Below are 25,230 nucleotides of genomic sequence, written 5' to 3'. Positions count from 1 at the left end.
TTGGCGTTTCGTTGTTTATTCAAACATTTCTATATTAAAATACTCTTCTTCGTTAAACTTATCTTCTGATTCCTTCTTTGTTTCTATAAAATCATCTGTCTCAACCGTTTCCTTTTCAGATGTTTCGTCTACTTCATTATCAATACTTTCAATCTTATCTTGAATATCTTGAGTAAATGAATGAAAATCGACTTTTGAAAAAGCACCAATATTATCAATCTCTTCATCTAATTCAGATATCAAATTTTCTAAAGATGATTTAGAATCTTTATATTCAATTTCCTTATTTATAGCATTCGAGATTTTATTATCAATTTCAATCTGATTTGATTTTACAAGGTTGTCAAAATCCGTTGAAATTTCTTTTAGTATTAAAAAGTTTTTCACATTTCCAAACCAATCGATATTAGCTAAAGTGCTAGAAAATAAATCATTAAATCCAATTTTTATTTTATCTTTAAAATCTTTAAAAAATGATAGATATTTTTTTTCATCATGGTGAAACAACTTTTTTGAATCAATTGATTCAAACTTTTTTATAACGAAGTCTTCCATTAAGGCATTTTTACTTTCTTTCAAGTAATTTTTTAAGGAATCTATTTTGTCAATTTCCTTTAATGTCTCTCGCAATTCCATGCCATAGAAAATTGTATATGTGTTTTTAAATTCATCGTATCTTGAGGTTAAATGTTTATAGATTATCTTGTTTAATTTGTTATCCTTTCTGAATCTTTCACATAGATAATTTACGGTATATGCAAATTGATTAAAATAGAAAGAAGATTCAATTAATGCAATCAACAAATCTTTGTCAGGCTTTATGAGTTCTAATAGAAAGTCCTTTATTGATGGATTTTGAAAATCAATAAAGTGAGTTCCTTCATCCGTTAAATTTGTTTTAATAAAGCAATCTTCTAATTCCTTAATATAATCTCTATAATCTATTGGTCTAAAATTTATTCCTTGCTTAAGAGCAATTGTTACATAAAAAAAGTCTAACGCTTCTTTAATTTCAGAGATAAAGATAGGACGACCAATTGATAGTAAAATAAACAAAGTATATTTTGCTCCTTCAGAAATTTCTGCTTTAAAAGCCCTGTCCCAAATACCAAACGGATTATTTAAGTTTTCTAAAAATGAATTGGCATATTTATCAGGTTCTGTTTCTGCCAATTTAATAGTCATTTGTTCAATAATCCTAGGACTATAGTTTTTATGGTTAATGATTTTCTTATAAACCTTATTATTAATTAATTCTTTAATATGTTCGAGACTAACATCCGAATAATATAAATGATTATAAAGGATGAGTGTTCTTATTCTTTTCGTGTAAGTATTTAAGTCTAAGGTATATTTGTGAATGTTTAATTCATCAGTATCAAGCTTAGCGTATTTTTCCTTTGCCTGAGTGAGAATATATTCTCGTGTTGTCATAATGAGAATTTTATTCTTATTACTCATAACTCGATTTATAAATTGAACCAAGTCATATGAACGACCTTCTATTACATCATATTTAAGAAAATTTTCACCTAAAAAGTCATCAAAATAAAAAACTTGTTTACTCTTGCTTTCTTCAGTTAATATTTGTTCGCCTTCCAAAATCTTTCGTATCTCGATTATTTCATAATCTTTCTGCAAATATTCCCACAAGAGAAGTTTTGCCAAGGTTGTTTTACCTATGCCAGGTATTCCACTTATAATAAGAAATTGATGTCTATTCAGTATATCTAATGCAACCTTAATACTATTATTTTTAACGTAGTATTTATAAGATTTTTGAATGCTAGAAATTAATGCTTTTGAACGTTCAAACAAGTGTTGATTAATAATAACATTAAATACTTTTGAACTATTTAACCAAAGCTTATAATGTTTCCTCTGTATTTCTGGATATTTATCTAATAACTGATTTAATCTTTGTCTTGAATAAATGTTTTTATCACCTTCAATCCAATCTTTAAATAGGTCTTTAATTTGGTCAACCTTTTTGACACTTAAATTGCATGAAACAACAAAGTAATATTTATCAAATTTTAGTTTTTTTAGTTTTTTAGCTTCTTCCTCAAGAAGACTCTTGGTAATATTTTTTGACCTCTTACATTGTACTACTATTGATGATTTTTTGTTATCTGAATATCTTAAATCAACTCCACCATCCTTACCTTCTGCGAATGCAGTTAGTTCTATTTTTAAGTCAGCGGAGAGTAAATCTCTAGTCAAATATTCAAAATCTAATGGAGATAATATATTTTGAAAATCATAATTTGCCATATGCAATGTCTTTTTTTACAATGAACGCCAACGTTTGGCATATGAAACGTAAGGGATTTCAATGCTCTTAAGTTTCCAGTTTGCACTGAGCCAAATTTACGATTAGACACAAATTTAGTCTTTTAAAACAAACCGTCAAATCGTAGATTTGGCGGGGCTAATCTAATATGCAAACCTTTCGTAAATCGCTGTCGCCCTTATGTTTTATTATGCACTGTTACCGCCAGTTAATTTTGTCCATATTATCTTTCAAAGACGTCGTTGAATCTTTTATTAGTCCAGAGAATTCAGAATATTGATCTTTAAATTCCGTTGTCAAATTCAACAAGTCATTAAACAAATGAGATAAATCTTTTCCAAGGTTAGCGATTAATTTTCCTATCTCATGAGTTCTAAACAGATTTGACTTAACTAAATATTCTTGATTTGGGCGAAGTATTTCGTCATAGAACTTCTGCAACTCACGTTTACCCGAAATTTCATTATAAAACTTAATTATCGAATCATTGATTGTTTTGTAAGGTTCAGTATTTTCATAATCCTTAGTATTCTCTTTTTCAAAGTCAACAAAATCAGCCAATGCATCCATATATTTATTTAAGTCTGTATTCAATTTATCCCGAAATTTATTGCTGCCTGCCAATGCATTGGCATGGTATTCTTGAACTTCTGGTATTAGATTACTTAAGAAATCAATTTGGCTAACAACATTTGATAACTCTTTCTTTTTCTTGATAGAGCTAAAAAGTTCCTTCGAATCTAAATGTAATATTCTTTGAAAATCATTTGATAATATTTTCGGTGGAGTCAAAGTTATCCCAGTGTCAATTGTTGTGCCATTGGCAATTTTGGAATAAGCCCCTTGTAAATTTGTTGAAAACGAATCAATAATTTTATCAAGATGTTGCTTTACAAAAACTCTAATACTTTTCTTATTTCTTAATCTTTCAATCCATTTAATCAGAATGTTTATAAAGACACCAAGCGAGAATACTAATATTGTTGTAATCGTTGTGAATAGTGCATCATTGGAAACATTATCAAAGTAGTTGTCTTTTTGATGAGCAATCTGAATAGTATTGTTTAATTCCTTAAAATCCTCTTTGCTTTGTAAGCGTAATGAATCTAATTCGTTTACAATCATAGTAAAATCAGAATTCACTTTAATTGAATCTAACTTAAGAGGATAAATCTGATTATTTACAATTATAGTGTCCATGCTGTCTCTTTTTTAATTGGCGGTAACGGGCTTGCTTTGTTTCGTGGGCGATTAAAACAGTTGTCTTATCAAACCTCCAAATAAGCAAGCCTATTAAATTTCCTATATATTTTGAACAAACCCATTTAATTGGCTTGCTGGTGTTTCTTAATTGTACTAAACATTCAAACTGCTAATCACCGCCCATGAAATATAGCTTTTGTTACCGCCTGTACCTTGCTGACTATTAACTAATCTGTGTTGGGACTGAACATGCTATGTATCTGCTGTAATTTTTCAATGTGACCATTTATTATACTTGCATTTTTATCATTTCTTAAATTTAGAAGCTGTTCAATCATCCCTGTTAACATGTTTTTTTGCTTCTCTTGTTGGTTATCAGTTTTCTTTTGGTATTCAGTAACTAATATGTGAGTGAATAAAAACATTTCATTTAATATTTCCATAAAAGGGATCATTTTAAGAAATGTTTCTTCAATATCCATTTTAACAATCATGTCATAAACTTTCACAGGACTTTTATCCTTTGCTGTTTCTCCATAGTGTATGGATAGGTCACGTAATTCCTTTAGAGAACTGAAATTTACATTAAAATATTCGTCTAATTTTTGTGATATGTCATTATAGTGCACATTTAAATGAGGTAAATCATTGTCAATAATTCCACCAATTTCTTTTACCCAAAATGAATTATTTCTGTTCTTAAGTTTTGCAACACCATTATCACTTAGAGTTACAAAATTGTATATTTTCTTATATCCTTCATTGATAATTACGACTATTTGTCTTGCCGAAAAGACCCCTTCATATTGAAACTTTGCATTCAAATATATTCTAACTGCTGAAGTCAAGTCTAAAGTTAAAATCCCAATAAATAACCTAAACTCTAAAAGATCTAGTAAATTATTAAAGCTAGCATTGATATTTTCCTTCTTTAAAAAAGTATCAATTGCTTCAGCTTTTTTGATAAGCTTTCTAATGTTATCAATATCACTAGTTATATCATTTAATTTTTCCTCAGTACTTGTCAGTAGTCTTAATTTCGTTTCAGGTGACATCAGTGCTTTGTTCATAATGGATTATCTTTTTGGTATTGGCGGTAACGTTGGGCTAACCCAACCTAGTTGGTTTATTTTGATTATATAAGTTTGTTTACTCCACTAATATAGTTGGCTAACCCAACCTTTAGGTAGAGTTATTAAAAATATCACCTATTGGATTTTTAAACTTAGAAATCTCGCTTTTTGCAAAATGAGTATAAATCTCTCTTGTTTTACTCGAACCATGCCTAAAATATTTTGTATGTAAGGTAAATCTGTTCCTTGTTCCAATCCAATACACCATTTTCATTGGTGATAAACTCAAATTTATAAACAATTATCTTCAATCAAAACATTTTACAGTAATAAATTTTAAGGGAAATACACATCATTTATTCTTGTGCTGGTGTTTGTGGGGGCAACGAAACAAAGAGGGTGTCCAAAAAGTAAGTTCAATCGAATACAATATCCTGTTGAATGAAGTGAAACATCTGTTAATGAAAAGGACAGATTCTTCGCTGACTCAGAATGACAATACTATTGAACTTTTTGGACACCCTCTTTCTTTGCAGGGATGCATCAAAGGGCTACAGCACCAATTCTACGATATTTGATTTTTGACCAACCACCTCGTCTTTCAGCATAAAAAAGAGGTAATACTCGCGGCTTTCGCTTTTTTCGGGATCTGCCTTTGGTCGTGCATCAATATACTTCCCTGTGGTTGATACCCCAAGCAGTTGAAACTGTCCGCTTCCGTTAATACGTGAATATACTTTCCAACCATCGGTAGATTGTTTTTGGCATTTTAACACAGGGTATTCGGCTTCGACACTTGCCTTAAGTTCAGGAACCAAATTGCTTGAATCCTCGTTTGCATAGGTAGTATTAAAACCCAAATCAATCCACATGGCTTCGGTACAAGCTGGATTTTCACGAACTTTATCTCTACGAGTACGAATGTATTTCACGAAATCATCCTTCTCTACATTTACTTCCTTCACTGCAGCCTTCAATTGCACTTCAAGCTGATCCCTGGCATCCATCAAAGCCAATAGTTTGTTAATGCGTGCAATTTCTGCTGCAATCTCCTCCTCAGTCATTCCCAGTGTTGGGCCATGAATCTGAATTTTCGCAATATAGTTTAAACAAGCTTGTCTAAACTCTTTTACATTCCCTTTAATAAAGTCATAACGTTTTTTTATTAAAACCATAATTGTAAATTTTATTTAAACATATTTGATTCCTTATTACTTCCCTTTTAATATGACACCTATAAAGTCAAAACAAAGAGCCAATGATCACATTTCATATTAACATTAAACTCTTATAAATTGCATCATATGATGTTCATACAAAAAGACAATATCTAAGTTAGCAGCTCTATTTAAAAAATCCATGTAAAATAGAATATTTTTAATTTATATCATTTTGTTTAATTTTTAAACACTGATTTTCTGTACATTAGGAATTTTTTAAAAAATTACAATTTATCTCCCACCTCTCTCATAATATAAAATACAGCCAGCCATTACTTTTGCATCATCGCGAAAATGACCTCTTTCGCATTCAAAACATATATTTTTATTATCGCACAAATTATAACAAACATTCTATTTATCCTTAATTCATTGGTATTCTTGAACTTTTGTTAAAGACAAACACACATTCGGTAAAAAAATGAGGCTTTTTCGGCTTGCTCTCTTTATTTTTTTTCGATCATAGCGGTAAAATCTCAAAAATTATTTATTGTTTACTTTTCGGAAGCTCAGAAAATTCTCGCGATTACGCTCATTTTTCGCCCGTTTATTATGCTCATTCGCGCGGTGGAGCACTTTTTCCGCGCGTTTGACGGCTTCATTCGCGCGAAAATCCTGCTCAAACGCGCGGTGAAGCTCCTCATTCGCGCGGTGGAGCTCCTCATTCGCAAAAAAATTGATCATATTCGTGCGTTTATGGATAAATTTCGCTGTGTTGAGCACTTTTTTCGCGCGAAAATCATGCTCCACCGCGCGGGAGAGATGCTCAAACGCGCGGGAGAGCATGATTTTCGCGCGTTTGACGAGCTCTCACGCGAGTTATTGTTAATTAAAATCGAAGAATAAGCTCATCTTGCAATTCTTGAATATCACGTCAAAGCACACTGTGACTGGTATTGAGCGAGATGGAGATATCTGGGTCTTTTATTCAACAATTACAAAAAGTAAAAGGAGGCTTTTATTTTGAGGGCTAAATCAAGATCAAAAATCTTGAAAATCACTTGATTTTACACAAGTATTATGATTATTTAGTTTTAAGTACTTTTTGCGCCGGCACATTTATTCTCAAAATTTTGAGATTCTTTTCTTTATCATTTGCCTGAAGGGCAAAAGTCATATGGCTCAGGGTTAAAGGTGTGGAAACGATTGCCGCCTGGGTTAATCGATTTTGAGCATGCGCTCCTTTACATGTCATGCATCTTCGAGATGCTAGACATATTCACACCAACATCATTTATTCCTTCTCTTATTCCTAAATTTTGCCTGAAAAGCAAAAGTCATATGGCTCAGGGTTAAAGGTGTGCAAATGACTGCCGCCCAGGGTTAATCGATTTTGAGCATGCGCTCCTTTACATGTCAAGTATCTTCGAGATGCTAGACATATTCACACCAACATCATTTAATTCTTCGTTTGTTCCAAAATTTTGCCTGAAGGGCATATATCATACTAGCCCAGGGGAAAGGTGTGGAAACGACGGCCGCCCTGGGTCAATCGATTTTGAGCATGCGCTCCTTTACATGTCAAGCATCTTCGAGATGCTAGACATATTCACACCAACATCATTTAATTCTTCGTTTGTTCCAAAATTTTTGCCTGAAGGGCAAATATCATACTAGCCAGGGGAAGGGAGCGAAGCGACTGCCGCTCTGGGTTACTGGGTTCTACAATAACTCGTCGCAACTGGTTTTGTTGATTGGAGTGGATGGTTTACTGCGACGAAAATGAAATGTTTTCTTTGTCTTCAAGCCAGAAGGGCTGTTTTTATCCTCAAGCAGAGGATTAAGGTGAGGTGATTTGGGATGAACAACAAACACCTCATTCTATCTTTCTTCTGGATAGTCGGGACAGGCTCTAAAGAGGCTTATCCTGAGCGCAATTCCCTATAGGGAAGTGAAGGGTGAGCGTGGGGATTGATTCAAATTTAACACTTTGACCATTGCCTTACATGTCAAGCATCTTGAAGATGCCAGACATATACATCACCAACATCACTTATTCCTTCTCTTGTTCCAATATTGGATGTAATGATCCTGAGAAATTAAACCAATGGAACCTGAGTAGATTCCTCCGCCTTGCAATCCATCGTAAACACGCACTACAATGGTATTTTTTTCGCTGCTGCTTAGTAGGTTTTGAGGCAGGTAATATCCCCTTAATTGTTGCCACGAATTGGATCGTTCGTGAACGGTTTGTGGTTTAAATTCGCCAGACTGTCCTACCAGAACGCCATTTACAAACACCTGGTCGATGTCGTCAATCTTTCCCAGAATCAGTACCATTCTGTCTTTTACAAACTTCTCTTCCAGTTTAAATTCCAAGGCATAACAGGCATAGCCATCATAGTTTTTATAGCCCTGATCTTCCCAGTTTCCCGGAACAATAATATTGTCCCAAGTTTCCAATTGGTCAATATTTTCATGTGCATACTGGCCGATTTTAAACTTCCAGCTTCCGCTCAAATCAACATCTAATGGAACTGCATCAACATCCATCATGATGCCAAGGTTTCCATGAACAATCCCGCCTTCTCCTCCAGCGTCGTACACACGCACCGCAATGGTATTGTTTTCTTGTAATAAATCAGCAGGAAGTTTGTAACTCCTGAAAACATTATATGCGGTTGAAAATCGAGGTGGAAATTTACCTGACAATCCGATTCTTACGCCATTCACAAACACCTCATGCACATCATCAATGTATCCCAACTGCAAATACAAAGCTTGTTTGTCGGGCAATTGCCTTGCACTAAAAGTCGTTCGATACCATGCAAAACCATCATAACCATGAAAACCTTGGTTTTCCCAGCTGATGGAACATCGATCCACTCCCAGTCTGAATCGTTAAATTCAGGATTGGCCCACTCCTGCTTATCGCCAATGGAAAATTTCCAGCGATGGCTTAAATCCATTACCTTTTTTAAATCCTGGGCAGAACTGAAGCTTACAGAACTCATTGAAAGAAACAGAATCAAGCTGAGCTTGCTTAGTAGGTATGATATGTTTGAAGTTTGAATCATTATTCAGATAACTTTATTGACACGGTAATTTGAAATTTGTGTCATTTGTATTTTATTTTATCAATCGAACCAGTAATCCAGAAACTTTTGGAATGAATTTCGATTGTCTTTCATCGATTTATTAATGATAGGACTTGCCATTTCACGATCTGTAATTCCAATCGGTCCATCATAAATTCCTCCTGGTCCCATATGATCTCTCACCATGATTTCAATGGTATTCTCCCCTCCTCGGTTCAATAAATGATCGGGAATATCGTATGCCCTGAGTATGTAATTGTCAGAGATGTACGAATATCTCCTGTTTTTTCTTTTTAATTGACTGGACGATCCGATTTTTTCACCATTCAAATATACCTCATCCACATCATCAATTACCCCGGCAAACAATACCTGCCCCTTGCTGTTTAAATTGGCAGGATAGCTGAAAGTTTTGGTATAAATCGCTCTTCCGTCAAGCAGATTGTATCCCCTGGCTTCCCAAAACCAGGAACAAAAATCTTTCCGTCACGATGGGTAATCACTTTTTTCTGCTTTGGATCCACCTGAATACTGGTTTCAAAATCCCAATATCCCGAAAGGTCCACATTCATTTTAAACTGATCGGAATCGAAAGAAATGTTAATCTCTCCTCCTGTTATGCCACCCTCATTGTAATCATCGAAAACCCGAACCGCAATCAGGTTGGAGCCTCCATTATTCAAAATGTCCTTAGGGATAGGATACATTCTTGGAATAGCAGCGGCCGTTTGAGCAACAGGTCCCATTTGCCCGGATGCACCTACCAATTTTCCATTTACATACACCTGGTCGGCATCATCAATATATCCCATATTCAAATATACATACTGAGCCGATTTTGGAGCCATAATGGTAAAACTTTTTCGATACCATGCATATCCATTGTAATTCTGAAATCCATTTTGTTCCCACGATTCCGGCACAAACACCTTTGTCCATTTTGAATCGTTGTAATCGGGGCTGGCCCACTCCGGATCATCCCCGATTGTAAATTTCCAGTATCCTTTCAGGTTTACCAAGGATTTCAAATCTTTGGCAAGCACATTCCCCGATGAGAATGCTATGATAATGACTATTAAAAAATCCTATTCAAACCCAATATTTTTATATTGCTATTCACTTTTATTTCGATTAACCTGAATTCCGTTATTATTTCTCGTGGATTGCAAACTTTAATCGCAATGCCAATTCTTCACCACTTAATGCTGCAGTTGTTTTGATCTTCTTATTTTCAAACCTCTTACGGATTGCTGCTTTTAGCTCTTCATCAAAACCGATCACCTTACTAACAACCACTTCATTGTTTTCATTTACAGTGCATCGCAATACGATCAATTCCGATTCTCCACTTCTTACATAGTCGGTAAAACTAATTTGACTAGCAACTTTCTGTATTTTCTTTAAAACTGCGCTTTTTTCTTTTTCTATATTCTTTGTTTCAGGTGAACTTGCCATTCCTAAATTCACACTTAGCAAACATGCTAAAACAATCATCGTAATTTTTAAACTTTTCATGACCCTATTTTTTAGTTTTTTACATTTCGGTTAGAAATTTTTTAGAGGAACAGAATCGCGCGCCTTCCGTTCTTTTCTAATCTTAAATTTCTAATGTAAAATTAGGGCCACTTTACATCATTTGTGTCACGGCAAAATCAGCAATTGTCATAAGTTGTCACAGACAATGAACAATGATCAATTAATAATAAATAATACCAGAGAAGCTTTCTTTTCAAACGCAATTGCTAACCAACCTATATCCTACGCCATGCACCGTCAAAATAATTTTGGCATGATTTGGATCATCTTCTATTTTTTGTCTCAGCTTCAATATAAAATTGTCGATGGTTCTTGAGGTGGGTTGATATTCGGTTCCCCAAACCTCATCCAACAAATCATCTCTGCTAACCGTTCTATTCTTGTGATTCCACAAGTAATGAAGTATTTCAACTTCCTTATGCGACATTTTTACCTCTTCTCCCTCAACAAAGCCTTCGAAGGATTTAAAATCCACACTTAATCGTCCAAGCTCTATTTTTTCAATCTCTTTACTCGCCGATACATCCTGAGTGCGGCGCAAAACCGCACGGATTCGGGCCAACAATTCTCTCAAACCAAATGGTTTGGTAATGTAATCATCGGCACCCAGCTCTAAGCCAATACCTTATCAATCTCCTCTCCCTTTGCTGTAAGCAGGATAATTGGCGTTTGAATGCCTTTGGCTCTGGCTTTTTTACAGATGTCGAATCCCGAAATTTTAGGAAGCATTACATCAAGCAATACCAGGCTGTAATGGTTCTCCATAATCTTATTCAAGCCAATTTCTCCATCTTCGGCCGTATCCACCTCGTACGATTCAAATTCTAAATTGTCCTTTAAACCCATTAACATGCTGGGCTCGTCTTCTACTATTAAAATGGGATACATTTTCTATATGATTTGAAATTATTCAACTATTATTTTACCGGAAACAACAAACTAAAGCAGGATCCTTTTCCAAAATCACTTGCCAATTCAACTTTGCCATGATGTGCTTCCATAATGTGTTTTACAATGCTTAAGCCAATACCAGAACCCTTAGCCTTGTGCGCTAAATTGCCTGTTGTAACTCTGTAAAACTTATCGAATACCAATGGCTGATCTTTCTTCTCTATTCCAATGCCATAATCCTTCACATCCACACGTACCAAATCGCCATCCAAACAGGTACTCACCTCTATTTTTTTCACTTCAGCACTGTACTTCATTCCATTGTCAATTAAATTGATAATGGCTTCGGCTACCGCCTCCTTGTCCAGCTTGATATCAGGTATCTGATCTGCCAATTGTAGCTCAATCTCAAAACCATTCTGATCGAAATGTTGTTGGTAATTTGCTATGATGTTCTCGATTTCGGCATTCAAATTTGTATTGGTAAAATGGTATTCTCTTTTCCCACGCTCAATTCTACTAAAATTCAGAATCTTATTCACCATTCTCGACAATCGGTTGGCTTCGGTATTGATTACCTTATAATACTCCATCTTCTTCTCTTCAGTCGGAATACGTCCCATTTCCAGAGTTTCGGAATACATATTAATCAAAGCCAAAGGAGTTCTAATTTCATGAGAAACATTGGAAATAAAATCGGTTTTCAATTGATTCAAGCGAATCTGTTTCCTGACATTCTTGTAAACAAACCAGGCTCCCAGCAACAAAATGATATCCATCACAATCAAAAGAATGATATTGGTACGAGTCCTTTCCCGAACCAAATCTTCAATGGTATTTCCGCGCATCTGAATACCCAACTGGTAATCAGGAAACAACCAAATATCTTTTTTTTGAGTGATATTTTTATCTTCACCGGACTGAATCTGGTTGGCATATACTTCTTCTGATTCATTCTTGAAAACAGAAATGTAGAAACGTTCCTGAGCTACCGACTGAATCTTTGGCCCCATGTTTTCGCTAATAAATTTATCTGTATCGACCAATAACAGCACCGTTTTCACAGATAAAGTATCCTTTTGCAATGCAAATGCAAACAAACTTTTGCCTGGTAATGAGTTGGATAAAGCTTCAATTTTTCGATAGCCACTTTTGACATATCGCTGTAAAAGTTCAATCTTATTCAGATTGGCAGCAAAATCAAGTTCAAGGGTGGAATGTAAATTTGCCAAACTATCTTCCGGGACTTTCTCTTTTGCGTATAATTTAAAATCATTAATATCTTTGATTCCTATCGCATCTATCGAATAATTTTTCGATAATAAAGTATTCGCATCTTCGGTCTCACGCTCCAAACGGTTTGCCCACCCACTCAGCACATCGTCAGAATATTGGTTTAAGGAAAATAAAATGGACTCCAATTGCCCTGTGTAAATGGAATCAATAACAGCTTCGTTCTTACTTAAATTACTGATTTCGTAGGCAGAAAAGAACAATGATGGCAGAACCAATATCAAGGTTAAAACAATACCGATTTTCAATCCGGGTTTTATCATTCGCAATGCTTTTGTTTACCCAAATATAAGCATTAATGATGATGATAAGACAGATGAAGCTTTTCTGTACCCATAAAACCTACTTCCCATTTCAATTAAGCTTTATGTTGCTTTTTGCTTAGACTTGTAAATTGACTACTTTTTCACTTTTAAAGACTTTATAAAAAACAAGCCATGACTCAAAAAGAATCATGACTTTGATTTTGCGAACTTTAGTCCGAATTACATATTTTCTTGCTTAACTGTCAGAATTCGTTGCGCATTTAACAACGTCCACCTTGCCTCCAAAATATTTATTTTTAAATCGTAAAGCTACATTTACCAATGCGATTAATACAGGTACTTCTACCAATGGTCCGATTACCGCAGCAAAAGCTACACCTGAATTGATACCAAACACTGCAATGGCTACTGCAATGGCCAATTCGAAATTGTTACTGGCCGCAGTAAACGACAAACTTGCTGTTTTTGAATATCCTGCCTTGAATTTGTGTCCCATAAAGAATGAAATCAGGAACATTACTACAAAGTAGATGACCAAAGGAATGGCAATACGCACCACATCTAATGGCAATTGTACAATGTATTCTCCTTTCAAGGAAAACATTACAAATATCGTAAATAGCAATGCAAACAAAGTAAGCGGACTAATTTTTGGAATGAATTTCTTCTGATACCAATCTTTTCCTTTTGCTTTGATACCGAAGTAACGAGTAATCATTCCTGCAAAGAATGGAATACCAAGGTAAATTAATACACTTTCAGCAATATCGCCCATTGTTACATCCACAACCGAACCCTGAAGACCAAAATACTCAGGCAATACAGTGATAAACACATATGCATATACTGAGAAGAACAGTACCTGGAATATGCTGTTGAAAGCTACCAATCCTGCTGCATATTCTGGATCTCCTTTGGCCAAATCGTTCCATACAATTACCATAGCAATACATCTTGCCAAACCAATCAAAATTAAACCAGTCATGTATTCAGGATAATCTTGCAGGAATACAATTGCCAAAGCGAACATTAAAGTTGGACCCAATAACCAGTTCTGCACCAAGGATAAGATTAAGATCTTACGATTTTTAAACACATCCTTTAGCTCTTCATATTTCACCTTTGCCAATGGAGGATACATCATGATCACCAGTCCTATGGCAATCGGAACATTTGTTGTTCCCACCGATAGTTTGTTCCAAAATCCAGCCATGGCAGGAAAAAAATAACCTGCTCCCACACCTATTACCATTGCGGCAAAAATCCACACGGTTAGGTATCTATCCAAAAAGGACAATTTTTTATTTAAAGATCCCATAATATTTAAGTATAACGGAAAAGCAAGAATCTGATTTTAGCCCTCGGGTAATTCCAGTTTTACACTTCCCCCTATATTGAAGCTTACGCTTGTAAGTAAAAAGTTTAAAGTATTCAGGATTGAATAATTATTAATTACCAATTATTCAATCCCCATTATTTTATGCTTTTTTTAAAATGTACTCTTCATTGAATTTTGCGAAATCTCTTCTGATCTCATCACGAACACGACGGAATACATCGAAAATTTCTTCTTCTGTTCCTTCTGCGTAAGCTGGATCATCAAAACCAATATGAAGACGAGTTCCTACTGGTCCCAGGAATGCCGGACATGCATCTTTAGCTCCACCACATACCGAAATCAAGAAATCAACCCCCTCATCCAGGAATTCATCTACCATTTTTGGACGGTGAGAACTGATATCAATTCCTATTTCAGCCATAGCCTTAATCGCTAAAGGATGTACTTGATCTGCAATTTTTGTTCCTGCCGATACAACTTCTAAATCTGGATTGATATCTCTTAAAATTGCTTCACCCATTTGACTTCTACATGAGTTTCCTGTACACAACACCAATACTTTCATCTTATTTTCTTTTATTCAATTTTTCAGCAAAATAGCCGAGTGAGTATTAACAAATTTTATTTTCTAATGGAGTGATTTCTTCAAACAAATCTCCAAATACACTTTTCAATTTCTCTATCCCTTCTTTGTTCAAGCAATATTTAATTTTTAAACCTTCAACATCCCCTTGAATTAATCCCATGGATTTTAATTCTTTTAAATGCTGCGAAACCGTTGTTCTACTCAAAGGCAAATAATCTGAGATATCACCAGAGATACAGGTTGGAGTAGAAGCCAAAAACTGCAATATGGCAATTCTTGCAGGATGCGACAGCACCTTTGCCAGTGAAGCAATTTCCTGCTGATTTTCTTCAAATAATTCTAATTTCTTCATAAGTTCTCCATTTCCTATTTCTAATGTCGCAAACATACGTCATTAATTTGAAACTCTAAACAGATTTTTAAAAGTTTACAATTTATTAACATCGGATCCAGTATAAAAGCACCATCAAAAAGAAAGGTCCTACTCATTGCGAGAAGGACCTTTTCTGTAAATTATCTTGATTGCTTACAATCTAGACTCTAATATTTCCGCAACATCTGCTGCTGCAACATCAGGTAACATACCAACGTACCCACGCTCAAGAAATCTTTGAGAAATGGTATCAATGCTGTCTTGTCCCACATTGTGCTCTCCTAAACGGGTTGCAATGCCAACGCTTTGGAAAAATTCTTCGGTTTTCTGAATTGCCAAAGTTTTTCTTTCATCATCACTACCTTCTGTAATATTCCAAACTCGCTCAGCATACTGCAATAATTTCTCACCACGTTGTTCTTTCAATTTGGTCAATAGTCCAGGAAGAACAATTGCTAAAGTTACGCCATGATCAATTCCATGGAAAGCTGTCAATTCGTGACCAATCATATGAGTTGCCCAGTCGCTCTTAACACCCATTCCAATCAATCCGTTTAAAGCCATTGTTGCTGCCCACATTAAATTGGCTCTGTTTTCATAGTCAGGAGTTTCGCTAGCCATTGCTTTCGGTCCTTCTTCAATTAATGTCAACAATAATCCTTCTGCAAATCTATCCTGAACAGGTGAATTTACCGGATATGTCAAATATTGCTCCATTACATGCACATAGGCATCAACAATACCATTTGTGATCTGGCGCATTGGCAATGAATAGGTTGTTTCCGGATCAAGAACTGAGAATTTTGGAAATAACAATGGATTTCCGAAAGCCAACTTCTCTTTTGTTGCAGCCTTGGTAATTACACCACCACTATTCATTTCAGATCCTGTAGCTGCCAAAGTTAAAACAGCTCCTAAATCAACAGCTTTTGTAATTTCAGCTCTTTTCGCCAAAATATCCCACTCATCTTCTCCCTCATAGTAAGCAGCTGCTGCAATAAATTTCGTTCCATCAAGAACAGAACCTCCACCTACAGGCAAAAGAAAATCGATTCCTTCATTTCTTACAATCTCAACTGCTTTCATTAAGGTTTCGAAATGTGGGTTTGGCTCAATTCCACCAAATTCTGTGATGTTATAATCTTTCAAAGCTTCCATAACCTGATCGTAAACACCATTTTTCTTGATGCTACCACCACCATAGGTCATTAGAATTTTTGCATCTTTAGGGATATGATTTCCTAGTTCTGCAATTTTACCTTTTCCAAACAGAATTTTTACTGGATTAAAAAAATCAAAATTTTCCATCTTATTAAGTTTAATTATTACTATTTCTTTTTCAGTGCTTTTACAAGCTCTTTGGCCATTAATAAATCAGAAGCTGGATTTTGACCGGTAATTAACCTTCCATCCACTACTACATATTCCTGCCAATTCGCCTTACAAGAGTATATTGCACCTTTTTCTATTAATGCCGTTTCCAACAAGTAAGGCACTTTATGATCGGTTCCAATGGCCTCTTCTTCCTGATTGCTGAATGCGGTAAGTTGTTTGCCATTTACCAAATAACTTCCATCATTTAGTTTTACATTTAGTAATCCTGCTCCACCATGACAAACGGCACAAACCACCCCATCATTCTCGTAAATTTCCGAAGCTATTTTTGCAATATCTTCATCAAAAGGAATATCAAATACAGCTCCATGACCTCCTGGAAAATAAATGGCATCGTAATTACTTGCTGAAATATCTTTGGGATGATAGGAGTTCATGAATTTATGCCTGGCATCTTTATCTTTAAAAAACGATTTTACTTTCGAATCATCCAAATCCAGTTGCTTAACCGGAACTTCGCCTCCTTTTGGAGATACAAAATCAATTTCAATTCCATTTTTTATCAAATGGAAATATGGAACAGCTACCTCCAGAACGTAACATCCCGACTCCCATCCTTTTTCATCTTTAAAATGACTTGTTAATGCAAATAAAACTTTGGCCATGTTTCTAAATTATTTCTCTGCAAATATATATCTCATTATTATATTAATAAACTTATTCTTTTTATACTTTTGTATAAATAAATTTATAGATACATGGTAAACCTAGAATGGTACAGGACTTTTAAGGCGATATATGAACAGGGAACATTAACTGGTGCAGCAGAAATTTTACTCATTACACAACCCGGTGTAAGTCAACAACTCACCGCTTTGGAAACATACATGGGAGTTAAGCTTTTCGAGCGAAAACCCAGAAAAATGTTACCAACTCCGCATGGAATGCAACTTTACAATCAAGTTGAGGAAGCCATATTGCAATTGGAGAAAACAGAAGAGAGCTTCAAACGCAAAACATTAATTAATCGTCCTACTGCCAAGATTGGTATGTCGATAGAAATGTTTAATCATGCTTTTGCCAATATTCTGGACGACCTGGAAATGAATGTGGAATTTACCTTTGGAGAATATGAAGATCTTCAAGCCAAATTGTTTGCGAAAAAATTAGATTTGACCATTACCACACTAAATCACAATTATCAGAACATAGAATACAAACACTTTTGTCAAGAGGCATTGCTTTTGGTAAGCAATAAGGATTTAGATACTATCCCTTTTAACAGGTTTATTTACGAGAAAAAAATAGATGAAGCTGAAAAATGGCTGAGTCAGCAAAATTGGTATTCTTACACTTATAAAATGGAAACCATTAAATCCTTTTGGATGCAAAACTTTAAGAAAAAACCTTATTTTAAACCTCGCTACGTGATTCCAAATTTAAGTGGGATGCTGCAAGCAATTCAGTTGAACAAGGGCATTTGTATATTGCCTTCTAGTTTGTGCCAGGAAGCATTGGAAAAAAAAGAAATCATTGAAGTTTGGCAGGGTATTCAAACTACATACTACAATAAGTATTTTGCCATAAATACACAAAGCAAAAACCTAAAACAAGTAGAAGAAATTATGGAAATCATCATCAATAGAAATACATGTAAATCAATTTAATATGAATAAAATTTATCATTTAAGCAGCTGCTCAACTTGTCAAAGAATCTTAAAAGAATTAAATATTGATTCAGATTTTGAATTACAGGATATTAAAACACAGACAATAACAGCAGATCAATTGGAGGAAATGAAAGATCTAAGTGGATCGTATGAAAGTTTGTTTAGCAGACGAGCCATAAAGTATAAAGAACTTGGCTTAAAAGAAAAGGTTTTAAGTGAAGATGATTATAGAGATTATATCTTATCAGAGTACACCTTTTTAAAACGCCCTGTACTTTTGATTGATGGAGCAATATTTGTCGGCAATGCAAAAAAAACAGTTGAGAATGCAAAAAAAGCATTGGGCAAATAGAAAAATAGTAAAAGAATGCATTTTGTATTTTTCTGATTTAATAATAACTTATGGGATGCATAATCATTAAATAGGATGCAAAATGCATCTTTTTTCGTTCTATCAGTAACCTTAAAAACTTTTACTTATGCCATATTTAAAAGTTCAAACCAACGAGAGTTTCTCTAGCAAAAAACAACAAAGTTTTTTAAAAGAATGCTCCACATTGATCTCCTTTGAACTAGGAAAACCAGAAAAATACGTAATGACAGCTTTCGAACCTAAAACTGAAATGACATTAGGTGGTTTGGAGGATCCTGTTGTATTTCTCCAACTAAAAAGCATTGGTTTACCAGATACAAAAACAAAAGATTTATCAAGCAAATTTGCCAATCTGGTTGAGGAACAGCTTAAAATTCCAAAAGATCGTGTTTACATTGAATTCATGGATGTACCCAGAGGATTTTGGGGATGGAATGGTATTTTGTTTTAAGATTTCAATATTTAATTCGTGTAAAAATAAATTCTCAGTTAATTTTTTAACAATTCGATAAATTTTTATTGTTTTTATAAAAATTTTATACACCTTTACATCCGAAATAAAAAATTGACAGTACAAATGAGATTTACATTTAAATACAAGAAGCAGAATAAACGCAATAAACAGTTGTTGTTTGTGTAGTGTTGTAGAATAATGTAAAGCTTAAAAATATAGAAGCCTGCAGAAATTCTGCAGGCTTTTTTTAAACTTGTCAATTCAATTAGAAAATATCAATAAAAGCGAAACAAATAAACTCCCATTCAGTTGGGATAACAAATTAAACTATTAACCAATGAAAGTTTTAAAGTTTGGCGGTACTTCAGTCGGATCTCCTGAGAGAATTCAGAATTTGGCTCAATTGGTTCAATGTGATGAACCAGTTATCATCGTTTTATCGGCTATGGCAGGAACCACAAATGCCTTGGTTGAAATTACTGAACTCCTTTATCGAAAGGACATGCAAAAAGCGAGTGAGCAAATCAATGACTTAGAGGAACAGTATCGAAAACGAATTGAAGAATTATTTACCACACAAGACTTCATCAACAAAGGAAACGAGTTAATTACATCACATTTTAATTATATCAAAAACTTTGTAAACAGAAGTTTTACTGCATTGCAAGAAAAAGCAATTTTGGCTCAAGGTGAATTAATTTCTACTGCCATGTTCCATTATTATTTATCGGAAATTGGCGTTGATTCTGCATTTTTACCTGCTTTAAATTTTATGAGAATTGATAAAGATGGTGAGCCTGATTATTTCTACATCCAGGAAAATTTGGAACGAATTCTTGCAGAAGAATCCGAACACAAATTATTTATTACTCAAGGTTTTATATGTAGAAATGCATACGGAGAAGTCGATAATTTAAAAAGAGGTGGCAGCGATTATACTGCCTCATTAATCGGTTCTGTCTTGCAAGTTGATGAAGTTCAAATATGGACAGATATTGATGGTTTCCACAATAATGATCCAAGGTATGTTGAAAACACCTCTGCCCTGAAACAACTATCGTTTGATGAAGCAGCGGAATTGGCTTATTTCGGTGCAAAAATCATGCACCCATCGAGCATTATGCCATGCAAGCTAAAAAGTGTACCGGTAAGATTAAAAAACACACTGAGTCCTGCTGACGAGGGTACATTAATTACCGATGATGAAACGGGGAAAGGAATTAAAGCCATAGCTGCAAAAGATGGAATTACTGCACTAAAAATCAAATCGGGCAGAATGCTTTTGGCTTATGGGTTCTTAAGAAAGGTGTTTGAAATATTTGAAATCTATAAAACACCTATCGATATGATTACAACCTCAGAGGTTGCAATTTCATTAACCATTGATGATAATAGTAAACTTAAAGAAATCGAATCTGAATTGGTAAAATTCGGAAATGTTGAAATCGATGAAAATCAGTCAATCATTTGTATAGTTGGTGATTTTATTTCTGAATCAACAGGGAGTGCTAAAAAAGTTCTGGAGGCCTTGGAGAATATTCCTCTCAGAATGATTTCTTATGGAGGTAGTAAACACAACATTTCTGTTCTTGTAAATCAAGAAGATAAAGTATCAGCATTACAAGCATTAAGCAGCAATTTATTTTAGGTTTTTACATTCAAAATTTAATTGAATCATGTTCAACAGTACAAGAATAGAACTATTCAAAAATATTCCCACTCCTTTCTATTATTACGATATGGAGTTATTAGAAAGTACCTTAAAGCTTATTAATTCAGAAGCTTCTAAATACGGATATCACATTCATTATGCTGTTAAAGCCAATGCAAATCCTAAAATCATGAAGTTAATTCAGTCATATGGATTTGGTGCTGATTGTGTGAGTGGAAATGAAATTATAAGATCGCTGGAAACCGGATATACAGCTGATAAGATTGTTTATGCAGGTGTAGGAAAATCAGATCGGGAAATTCTAACAGCACTTGAGGCTGGCATTTTCTGTTTCAATTGTGAATCGATTCCGGAAATCGAATTAATCAATGAATTGGCAGAGCAAACCAACAAAACAGCAAGAATTGCCATTCGAATCAATCCTAATGTTAACGCCAATACGCATCATTACATCACCACCGGAATTGAAGAGAACAAATTTGGAATCAACCGTTGGGAATTCGAATCGGTTTTGGAAACATTAAGCCAAGCAAAGAATATTGAATTGATTGGTTTGCATTTTCATATTGGATCTCAAATTACAGATTTAAGTGTTTTTAAAGGTCTTTGTCTCAGAATTAATGAGATTCAGGAATGGTTTAAGGAGCGTCAGATATTGGTGAATCATATTAATGTTGGAGGCGGATTTGGAGTAGATTACAAATGTCCTGACGAAAATCCAATTCCTGATTTTGTTACTTTTTTCGGAATCTTCAATGAGTTTTTAAATCTTAAACCCAACCAGGAATTACATTTCGAATTGGGAAGATCAGTTGTTGCTCAGTGCGGTAGCTTAATTTCCAAGGTTTTGTATGTGAAAAATGGAGTAAACACAAAGTTTGCCATACTCGACGCTGGAATGACAGAACTGTTGCGTCCTGCTCTTTATCAGGCCTATCATAAAATAGAAAACATCAGCTCGAATGGAGAAGAAGAAATTTATGATGTGGTTGGTCCTATCTGCGAGTCATCTGATTGCTTTGGCAAAGCAGTTAATTTACCTTTAACACAACGAAACGATATTATTGCTCTTCGAACAGCAGGAGCATATGGCGAAGCAATGGCTTCCAGATACAATCTTAGAGATATAGCAGATTCTGTTTTCTCCAACGAATTGTAGTGTGATTATTAGTTTGGATACAAAGGCAATATTCTAAGGAGTATTGCCTTCTTTATTCAATCCCAATTTTTCTCAACAGCGATTTTGACGGAACAATAAACAAGGTAAGATTGTAAAACATCCCTCCTTTGGCATAGGAATCGATGATTTTATCCTTATTGGTGAATTTACTTCCTGAAAAGCTAAGCGTGCTATTCTTATTTGTAACATCGAAATTGATATTACTTCTGTATCCTCCTTCAAAAGAAAACCATAGCCAATCCGTAATTCCTTTTTCTATTTCAAGAGAAAAATTCACATCCGACCTACGAAATTCTAAGGTTTTAAAATCACTCAATGCAGGATTATCTGGGTTCAACATTTCCTCACTTTGAGCTTGTTTATCAAAATGCATACTGTAACTTCCTCCTTTTAGGTAAGTTTTAGCACTGATAAAACAAAGTTCCGAAGGCTGATATCTTAGCTTAATCTTTGCAGGCAGAAAAGCTACAACTCCCCATTTATCAGCAAAAGTATGATTGTAAGCAAAAATTGGAAAAACCAGAGGATCGCCAAAAGTATATGAAAATGCAAGCCCCACTCCCCAAGATTTATACTTATTAACCTTCCATCCAATCACAGGAGAAACTTCCATTTTTAAGAATGTGTATTTGCTAACTTCTCCAATGTGTTCTTTCCAGTAGTCCCCTTTTAACTTCGCATTAAAACGAAGCATAAAATACCTGTTCCTTTTCCATTGAGTCATAAGGTACAAACTACCTCCTAAGCTCTTCATGTTTTTATCATTTAAGCTCCGATAAAATGGATAGCTTATATTTTCACTATTTTGAAAATGAATTTCTTCATCGCTATACTCAATACTCCCAGCCATTTTCAGATTCTTTTTTATTAAAATCGGAAAACGCAATTTGGTTTTAAATATTCGATTGTAATCAATTTTGGCCTTCCCATCACCATAAATTTCTGATTTAGATCCCACATCAAAGCCTGTAACTCCAGTATAGGATGCCTCAAATCCTCGAACAGGTCCACTACCAACAACACTAGGGTTCCAGTCATAATGGGTTGAATCCGAATACAACTGTGCAGAAACACAATTCCCCATAATTATAAATGATAGAAATACAATTAGTTTCCTCAAACTCATAGGTGTATCTTTTTTTTTGCTTAATGCATTAATGAAAACAACTAACACTTTGATTCAAAACACGATTATAATTGATTTGTTGTAATTCCCATAATATTAAAACCAGTAGCCAAGACTCACATAATTCAACACCTTATCCTTTTTATTGGAATACATCAATGAAAATTCCATTGGCCCAATAAGACTGTTATACGAATAGGTTACACCAAGTCCGCGAATCCATTCACCTGTACTTAATGATTCATTTACATCTTCGGTAATTTTACCAACATTTGCTTTAAATATCAGATAGTTATTTTTAAATAACTCATATTGAAAATCGCCACGAAACACAAAAGAATTTGTAGATGCAACTTCCATTCTTTCTAAACCAACAAACGGCATTTGAATATCAAAATAATCTGTTTGGTCAATACCTCCTGTATATGTCATAAAGAAGTCAGGAATATTTTTACCCCAAATCACTCGTCCATAAAACTTTGGATAAACCGTAAATTTGTCCGTAATACTAATTGCTTTCTGAACTTTTAAATAAGCAATGGATGCTGGTCTTTCCATTCCATCTAAACTTGCCCCATTATTTGTAACCAGTTTATATTCTCCATATAGACTAATTCCTCTCTTTGGATAATATGCCTTTTCATGGGAGTCTAATCTCAATAGTGTGTAATAAGAAAAGAAGTAATCTTCAGCATTACCACTCTCTAATCCAGGCAATGTGAAAGTTGATTTCACATTGTAATATTCCACTTTAGCCCCAATACCAACAGAATAGGATTCCCTTAAAATCGAATGAATTTTGAAGTCTAACTTCACATAGTCCAGATCAAAGTTTCCAATCTGTTCCCAATCTTCGTAGGCATTTACATTCCAGTCATTGTATTCAGCCTGCAGCGTAATTCCCGGTTTTAACCCATTATCAATTGCATAAGTAGTTACAAATCTTGGGGTTTCTGAAAGTTTCAAATCAAATGATAAATGAGAACCGCTTCTTAGTTTATTGCGAAAAGTAGTATTAAGAAGCACTCCTGCTTGATTATCCGAATCATACCTAAGTCCTACATTGAATCTTTTAGTTGTACGTTCTTTTACTCTTACCTGAAGAGTTTTTGCCTTATTCCCAAGCAACCTAAAATCTACCTGGTCAAAATACTTACTCCCATACCCCCAATTAATGCCTTGCTTCAGCTGACTTAAACTTATCTCGCCCGGAACATCCAAATTAAACTTACCGGATAACAATGACTTGCTTACATCATTCAATCCCTCATACTCAATATTTTTCACATAGTAAGTTGTGGAATCAGCAGGTGGCTTATATTGCTTTATTTTTTTCTTTTTAAGTTGATATTTTTCTTTCAACTCTTTTAGTTCAGAGTAAAATTTCCTTCCTGCCTCCTCTCCCTTATGAATTAGAGAATCTGCTGCATTAAAACTTCCAACGGAATAATTGTTAATGTTAGGCTTAATGTAAACATCTACAAAATCGATGTTCTTTTTAAATTCATTCAAAGCCATTAAAGACACGGTTTGATTGATAATATCAAGAAATGATTTCAATTCCTCCTTTGATTTTGGTCCGGATTGTACATCAACGCCAATAACAATATCGGCTCCCATATCAATTACTTCCTTTACCGGAAAATTATTAACCATTCCACCATCAACCAATAATCGCCCATCAATTTCAATTGGTGAAAAAACTGTTGGTATGGCCATACTAGCTCTCATGGCCTCTGGAAGATAACCCTTATCAAGAGTTACGGCTTCTCCCGTTTCAATATCAGTTGCTACACAAACAAAAGGGATTGGAAGCTTCCTAAAGTCTGTTACATCATGATAGTCAATCGATAGTCTCTCAAACAAATTAATAACATTCTGGCCTTTTACAATCCCACTTGGTAGTTCTATCCCTTTGGGTCTTATCGGAAAAGATAAAACATGGCGTTCATAGTTCTGCTTTTCGTGAAATGGAACATATTTACGAGAAATTTCATCAGCAAGCAATTGATCCCAATTCTGACTAATGATCATTTCTTCAATTTGGTTGGCCGAGTATCCTATTGCATAAAAACCACCAATAATACTTCCCATACTCGTACCCGCAATGTAATCAATAGGTATTTCTAATTCATCGATAATTTTTAATACACCAACATGAGCAAATCCTTTAGCCCCCCCACCACTTAGTACCAAACCTATTTTTGGTCTTTTTTTATTTTCGAGTGTATCAGTTTTAAATTTAGCTGATGATATAAAGTTCAGAGATATAAAAAGGATTAATAGTAATGAATGTTTCATTCTGTTAT

25 protein-coding genes are annotated in these 25,230 nt (G+C 34.6%); 6 read left to right on the top strand and 19 right to left on the bottom strand.

What is annotated here, in order from left to right; translation table 11 throughout:
- Positions 1-15: 15 nt before the first annotated feature.
- From JCM15579_RS12820 to JCM15579_RS12805, 4 genes are all read right to left on the bottom strand, one after another.
- The gene (locus JCM15579_RS12820; protein WP_054720739.1) at positions 16-2,274 is read right to left on the bottom strand and encodes an nSTAND3 domain-containing NTPase; all 2,259 of its coding nucleotides are present in this window, start codon (positions 2,272-2,274) and stop codon (positions 16-18) included.
- Positions 2,275-2,491: 217 nt separating this feature from the next.
- A complete protein-coding gene (locus JCM15579_RS12815) occupies positions 2,492-3,493 on the bottom strand; it encodes a hypothetical protein (protein WP_054720737.1) in 1,002 nt (333 codons plus the stop codon).
- Positions 3,494-3,723: 230 nt separating this feature from the next.
- Entirely contained in the window at positions 3,724-4,566 is an 843-nt protein-coding gene (locus JCM15579_RS12810; protein ID WP_054720736.1) for a hypothetical protein, read from the bottom strand.
- A 554-nt stretch (positions 4,567-5,120) separates the two neighbouring features.
- A complete protein-coding gene (locus tag JCM15579_RS12805) occupies positions 5,121-5,744 on the bottom strand; it encodes a hypothetical protein (RefSeq protein WP_054720734.1) in 624 nt (207 codons plus the stop codon).
- 597 nt (positions 5,745-6,341) lie between these two features.
- On the opposite strand from JCM15579_RS12805, the gene JCM15579_RS20280 reads away from it, so the two are divergent.
- A complete protein-coding gene (locus JCM15579_RS20280; RefSeq protein ID WP_157471467.1) occupies positions 6,342-6,635 on the top strand; it encodes a hypothetical protein in 294 nt (97 codons plus the stop codon).
- Positions 6,636-7,778: 1,143 nt separating this feature from the next.
- Here JCM15579_RS20280 and JCM15579_RS12795 read toward each other — a convergent pair.
- The 13 genes from JCM15579_RS12795 to JCM15579_RS12740 form a co-directional block, all read right to left on the bottom strand.
- Positions 7,779-8,525: a sugar-binding domain-containing protein gene (locus tag JCM15579_RS12795; protein WP_157471466.1), complete on the bottom strand. Its 747-nt coding sequence runs from the start codon at positions 8,523-8,525 to the stop codon at positions 7,779-7,781.
- The gene (locus tag JCM15579_RS12790; RefSeq protein ID WP_054720728.1) at positions 8,459-8,806 is read right to left on the bottom strand and encodes a hypothetical protein; all 348 of its coding nucleotides are present in this window, start codon (positions 8,804-8,806) and stop codon (positions 8,459-8,461) included. Before JCM15579_RS12790 ends, JCM15579_RS12795 begins: the two co-directional genes overlap by 67 nt.
- Before the next feature lie 60 nt (positions 8,807-8,866).
- Positions 8,867-9,196: a hypothetical protein gene (locus tag JCM15579_RS12785; protein ID WP_054720726.1), complete on the bottom strand. Its 330-nt coding sequence runs from the start codon at positions 9,194-9,196 to the stop codon at positions 8,867-8,869.
- Positions 9,197-9,213: 17 nt separating this feature from the next.
- On the bottom strand, positions 9,214-9,870 hold the full coding sequence (locus tag JCM15579_RS12780; RefSeq protein ID WP_054720724.1) for a beta galactosidase jelly roll domain-containing protein: 657 nt from the start codon (positions 9,868-9,870) through the stop codon (positions 9,214-9,216).
- A 106-nt stretch (positions 9,871-9,976) separates the two neighbouring features.
- The gene (locus JCM15579_RS12775) at positions 9,977-10,342 is read right to left on the bottom strand and encodes a hypothetical protein (protein ID WP_054720721.1); all 366 of its coding nucleotides are present in this window, start codon (positions 10,340-10,342) and stop codon (positions 9,977-9,979) included.
- Positions 10,343-10,556: 214 nt separating this feature from the next.
- Complete coding sequence (locus tag JCM15579_RS21525; protein WP_245625896.1) at positions 10,557-10,937, bottom strand: winged helix-turn-helix domain-containing protein; 381 nt, start codon at positions 10,935-10,937, stop codon at positions 10,557-10,559.
- A 38-nt stretch (positions 10,938-10,975) separates the two neighbouring features.
- On the bottom strand, positions 10,976-11,251 hold the full coding sequence (locus JCM15579_RS21520) for a response regulator (RefSeq protein ID WP_245625895.1): 276 nt from the start codon (positions 11,249-11,251) through the stop codon (positions 10,976-10,978).
- A 29-nt stretch (positions 11,252-11,280) separates the two neighbouring features.
- Positions 11,281-12,810, bottom strand: a complete 1,530-nt coding sequence (locus JCM15579_RS12765) for a sensor histidine kinase (protein WP_054720718.1) — start codon at positions 12,808-12,810, stop codon at positions 11,281-11,283.
- A gap of 238 nt (positions 12,811-13,048) precedes the next feature.
- Positions 13,049-14,101: an ACR3 family arsenite efflux transporter gene (arsB, locus tag JCM15579_RS12760; protein ID WP_305067101.1), complete on the bottom strand. Its 1,053-nt coding sequence runs from the start codon at positions 14,099-14,101 to the stop codon at positions 13,049-13,051.
- Positions 14,102-14,291: 190 nt separating this feature from the next.
- Positions 14,292-14,717 (bottom strand): arsenate reductase ArsC, encoded by a 426-nt coding sequence (locus tag JCM15579_RS12755; RefSeq protein ID WP_054720714.1) that lies wholly within the window; start codon positions 14,715-14,717, stop codon positions 14,292-14,294.
- A gap of 46 nt (positions 14,718-14,763) precedes the next feature.
- A complete protein-coding gene (locus tag JCM15579_RS12750; RefSeq protein ID WP_083464665.1) occupies positions 14,764-15,126 on the bottom strand; it encodes an ArsR/SmtB family transcription factor in 363 nt (120 codons plus the stop codon).
- A 138-nt stretch (positions 15,127-15,264) separates the two neighbouring features.
- Positions 15,265-16,419, bottom strand: a complete 1,155-nt coding sequence (locus JCM15579_RS12745; protein ID WP_054720712.1) for an iron-containing alcohol dehydrogenase — start codon at positions 16,417-16,419, stop codon at positions 15,265-15,267.
- Between the two features lie 20 nt (positions 16,420-16,439).
- On the bottom strand, positions 16,440-17,111 hold the full coding sequence (locus JCM15579_RS12740; protein WP_054720710.1) for a type 1 glutamine amidotransferase domain-containing protein: 672 nt from the start codon (positions 17,109-17,111) through the stop codon (positions 16,440-16,442).
- A 93-nt stretch (positions 17,112-17,204) separates the two neighbouring features.
- On the opposite strand from JCM15579_RS12740, the gene JCM15579_RS12735 reads away from it, so the two are divergent.
- From JCM15579_RS12735 to lysA, 5 genes are all read left to right on the top strand, one after another.
- The gene (locus JCM15579_RS12735) at positions 17,205-18,113 is read left to right on the top strand and encodes a LysR family transcriptional regulator (protein WP_054720708.1); all 909 of its coding nucleotides are present in this window, start codon (positions 17,205-17,207) and stop codon (positions 18,111-18,113) included.
- Position 18,114: 1 nt separating this feature from the next.
- On the top strand, positions 18,115-18,468 hold the full coding sequence (locus JCM15579_RS12730; protein ID WP_054720706.1) for an arsenate reductase family protein: 354 nt from the start codon (positions 18,115-18,117) through the stop codon (positions 18,466-18,468).
- 127 nt (positions 18,469-18,595) lie between these two features.
- A complete protein-coding gene (locus tag JCM15579_RS12725) occupies positions 18,596-18,940 on the top strand; it encodes a phenylpyruvate tautomerase MIF-related protein (protein ID WP_054720704.1) in 345 nt (114 codons plus the stop codon).
- 340 nt (positions 18,941-19,280) lie between these two features.
- Positions 19,281-20,591 (top strand): aspartate kinase, encoded by a 1,311-nt coding sequence (locus tag JCM15579_RS12720; RefSeq protein WP_054720702.1) that lies wholly within the window; start codon positions 19,281-19,283, stop codon positions 20,589-20,591.
- A 28-nt stretch (positions 20,592-20,619) separates the two neighbouring features.
- Positions 20,620-21,774 (top strand): diaminopimelate decarboxylase, encoded by a 1,155-nt coding sequence (gene lysA, locus JCM15579_RS12715; RefSeq protein ID WP_054720700.1) that lies wholly within the window; start codon positions 20,620-20,622, stop codon positions 21,772-21,774.
- A 52-nt stretch (positions 21,775-21,826) separates the two neighbouring features.
- Here lysA and JCM15579_RS12710 read toward each other — a convergent pair whose 3' ends face one another.
- Together JCM15579_RS12710 and JCM15579_RS12705 are read right to left on the bottom strand one after the other, a co-directional pair.
- Positions 21,827-22,921: a DUF6268 family outer membrane beta-barrel protein gene (locus tag JCM15579_RS12710; protein ID WP_157471465.1), complete on the bottom strand. Its 1,095-nt coding sequence runs from the start codon at positions 22,919-22,921 to the stop codon at positions 21,827-21,829.
- Positions 22,922-23,017: 96 nt separating this feature from the next.
- On the bottom strand, positions 23,018-25,222 hold the full coding sequence (locus JCM15579_RS12705; RefSeq protein WP_054720695.1) for a patatin-like phospholipase family protein: 2,205 nt from the start codon (positions 25,220-25,222) through the stop codon (positions 23,018-23,020).
- Between the last annotated feature and the right edge of the window lie 8 nt (positions 25,223-25,230).

The sequence above is a fragment of the Marinifilum fragile JCM 15579 genome (genome assembly GCF_001310955.1).
Lineage (GTDB): Bacteria > Bacteroidota > Bacteroidia > Bacteroidales > Marinifilaceae > Marinifilum > Marinifilum fragile.
The sequence above is the reverse complement of the archived record's forward strand: the minus strand, read 5'-3'. Positions and strand labels throughout refer to the sequence as shown.

Bases quoted from the DNA above. Each gene is read 5' to 3' on its own strand.
- JCM15579_RS12820 (WP_054720739.1), bottom strand. From the start codon at position 2,274: ATGGCAAATTATGATTTTCAAAATATATTATCTCCATTAGATTTTGAA.
- JCM15579_RS12815 (WP_054720737.1), bottom strand. From the start codon at position 3,493: ATGGACACTATAATTGTAAATAATCAGATTTATCCTCTTAAGTTAGAT.
- JCM15579_RS12810 (WP_054720736.1), bottom strand. From the start codon at position 4,566: ATGAACAAAGCACTGATGTCACCTGAAACGAAATTAAGACTACTGACA.
- JCM15579_RS12805 (WP_054720734.1), bottom strand. From the start codon at position 5,744: ATGGTTTTAATAAAAAAACGTTATGACTTTATTAAAGGGAATGTAAAA.
- JCM15579_RS20280 (WP_157471467.1), top strand. From the start codon at position 6,342: ATGCTCATTCGCGCGGTGGAGCACTTTTTCCGCGCGTTTGACGGCTTC.
- JCM15579_RS12790 (WP_054720728.1), bottom strand. From the start codon at position 8,806: ATGATTCAAACTTCAAACATATCATACCTACTAAGCAAGCTCAGCTTG.
- JCM15579_RS12775 (WP_054720721.1), bottom strand. From the start codon at position 10,342: ATGAAAAGTTTAAAAATTACGATGATTGTTTTAGCATGTTTGCTAAGT.
- JCM15579_RS21520 (WP_245625895.1), bottom strand. From the start codon at position 11,251: ATGTATCCCATTTTAATAGTAGAAGACGAGCCCAGCATGTTAATGGGT.
- JCM15579_RS12765 (WP_054720718.1), bottom strand. From the start codon at position 12,810: ATGATAAAACCCGGATTGAAAATCGGTATTGTTTTAACCTTGATATTG.
- JCM15579_RS12755 (WP_054720714.1), bottom strand. From the start codon at position 14,717: ATGAAAGTATTGGTGTTGTGTACAGGAAACTCATGTAGAAGTCAAATG.
- JCM15579_RS12750 (WP_083464665.1), bottom strand. From the start codon at position 15,126: ATGTTTGCGACATTAGAAATAGGAAATGGAGAACTTATGAAGAAATTA.
- JCM15579_RS12745 (WP_054720712.1), bottom strand. From the start codon at position 16,419: ATGGAAAATTTTGATTTTTTTAATCCAGTAAAAATTCTGTTTGGAAAA.
- JCM15579_RS12740 (WP_054720710.1), bottom strand. From the start codon at position 17,111: ATGGCCAAAGTTTTATTTGCATTAACAAGTCATTTTAAAGATGAAAAA.
- JCM15579_RS12735 (WP_054720708.1), top strand. From the start codon at position 17,205: ATGGTAAACCTAGAATGGTACAGGACTTTTAAGGCGATATATGAACAG.
- JCM15579_RS12730 (WP_054720706.1), top strand. From the start codon at position 18,115: ATGAATAAAATTTATCATTTAAGCAGCTGCTCAACTTGTCAAAGAATC.
- JCM15579_RS12725 (WP_054720704.1), top strand. From the start codon at position 18,596: ATGCCATATTTAAAAGTTCAAACCAACGAGAGTTTCTCTAGCAAAAAA.
- JCM15579_RS12720 (WP_054720702.1), top strand. From the start codon at position 19,281: ATGAAAGTTTTAAAGTTTGGCGGTACTTCAGTCGGATCTCCTGAGAGA.
- lysA (WP_054720700.1), top strand. From the start codon at position 20,620: ATGTTCAACAGTACAAGAATAGAACTATTCAAAAATATTCCCACTCCT.
- JCM15579_RS12710 (WP_157471465.1), bottom strand. From the start codon at position 22,921: ATGAGTTTGAGGAAACTAATTGTATTTCTATCATTTATAATTATGGGG.
- JCM15579_RS12705 (WP_054720695.1), bottom strand. From the start codon at position 25,222: ATGAAACATTCATTACTATTAATCCTTTTTATATCTCTGAACTTTATA.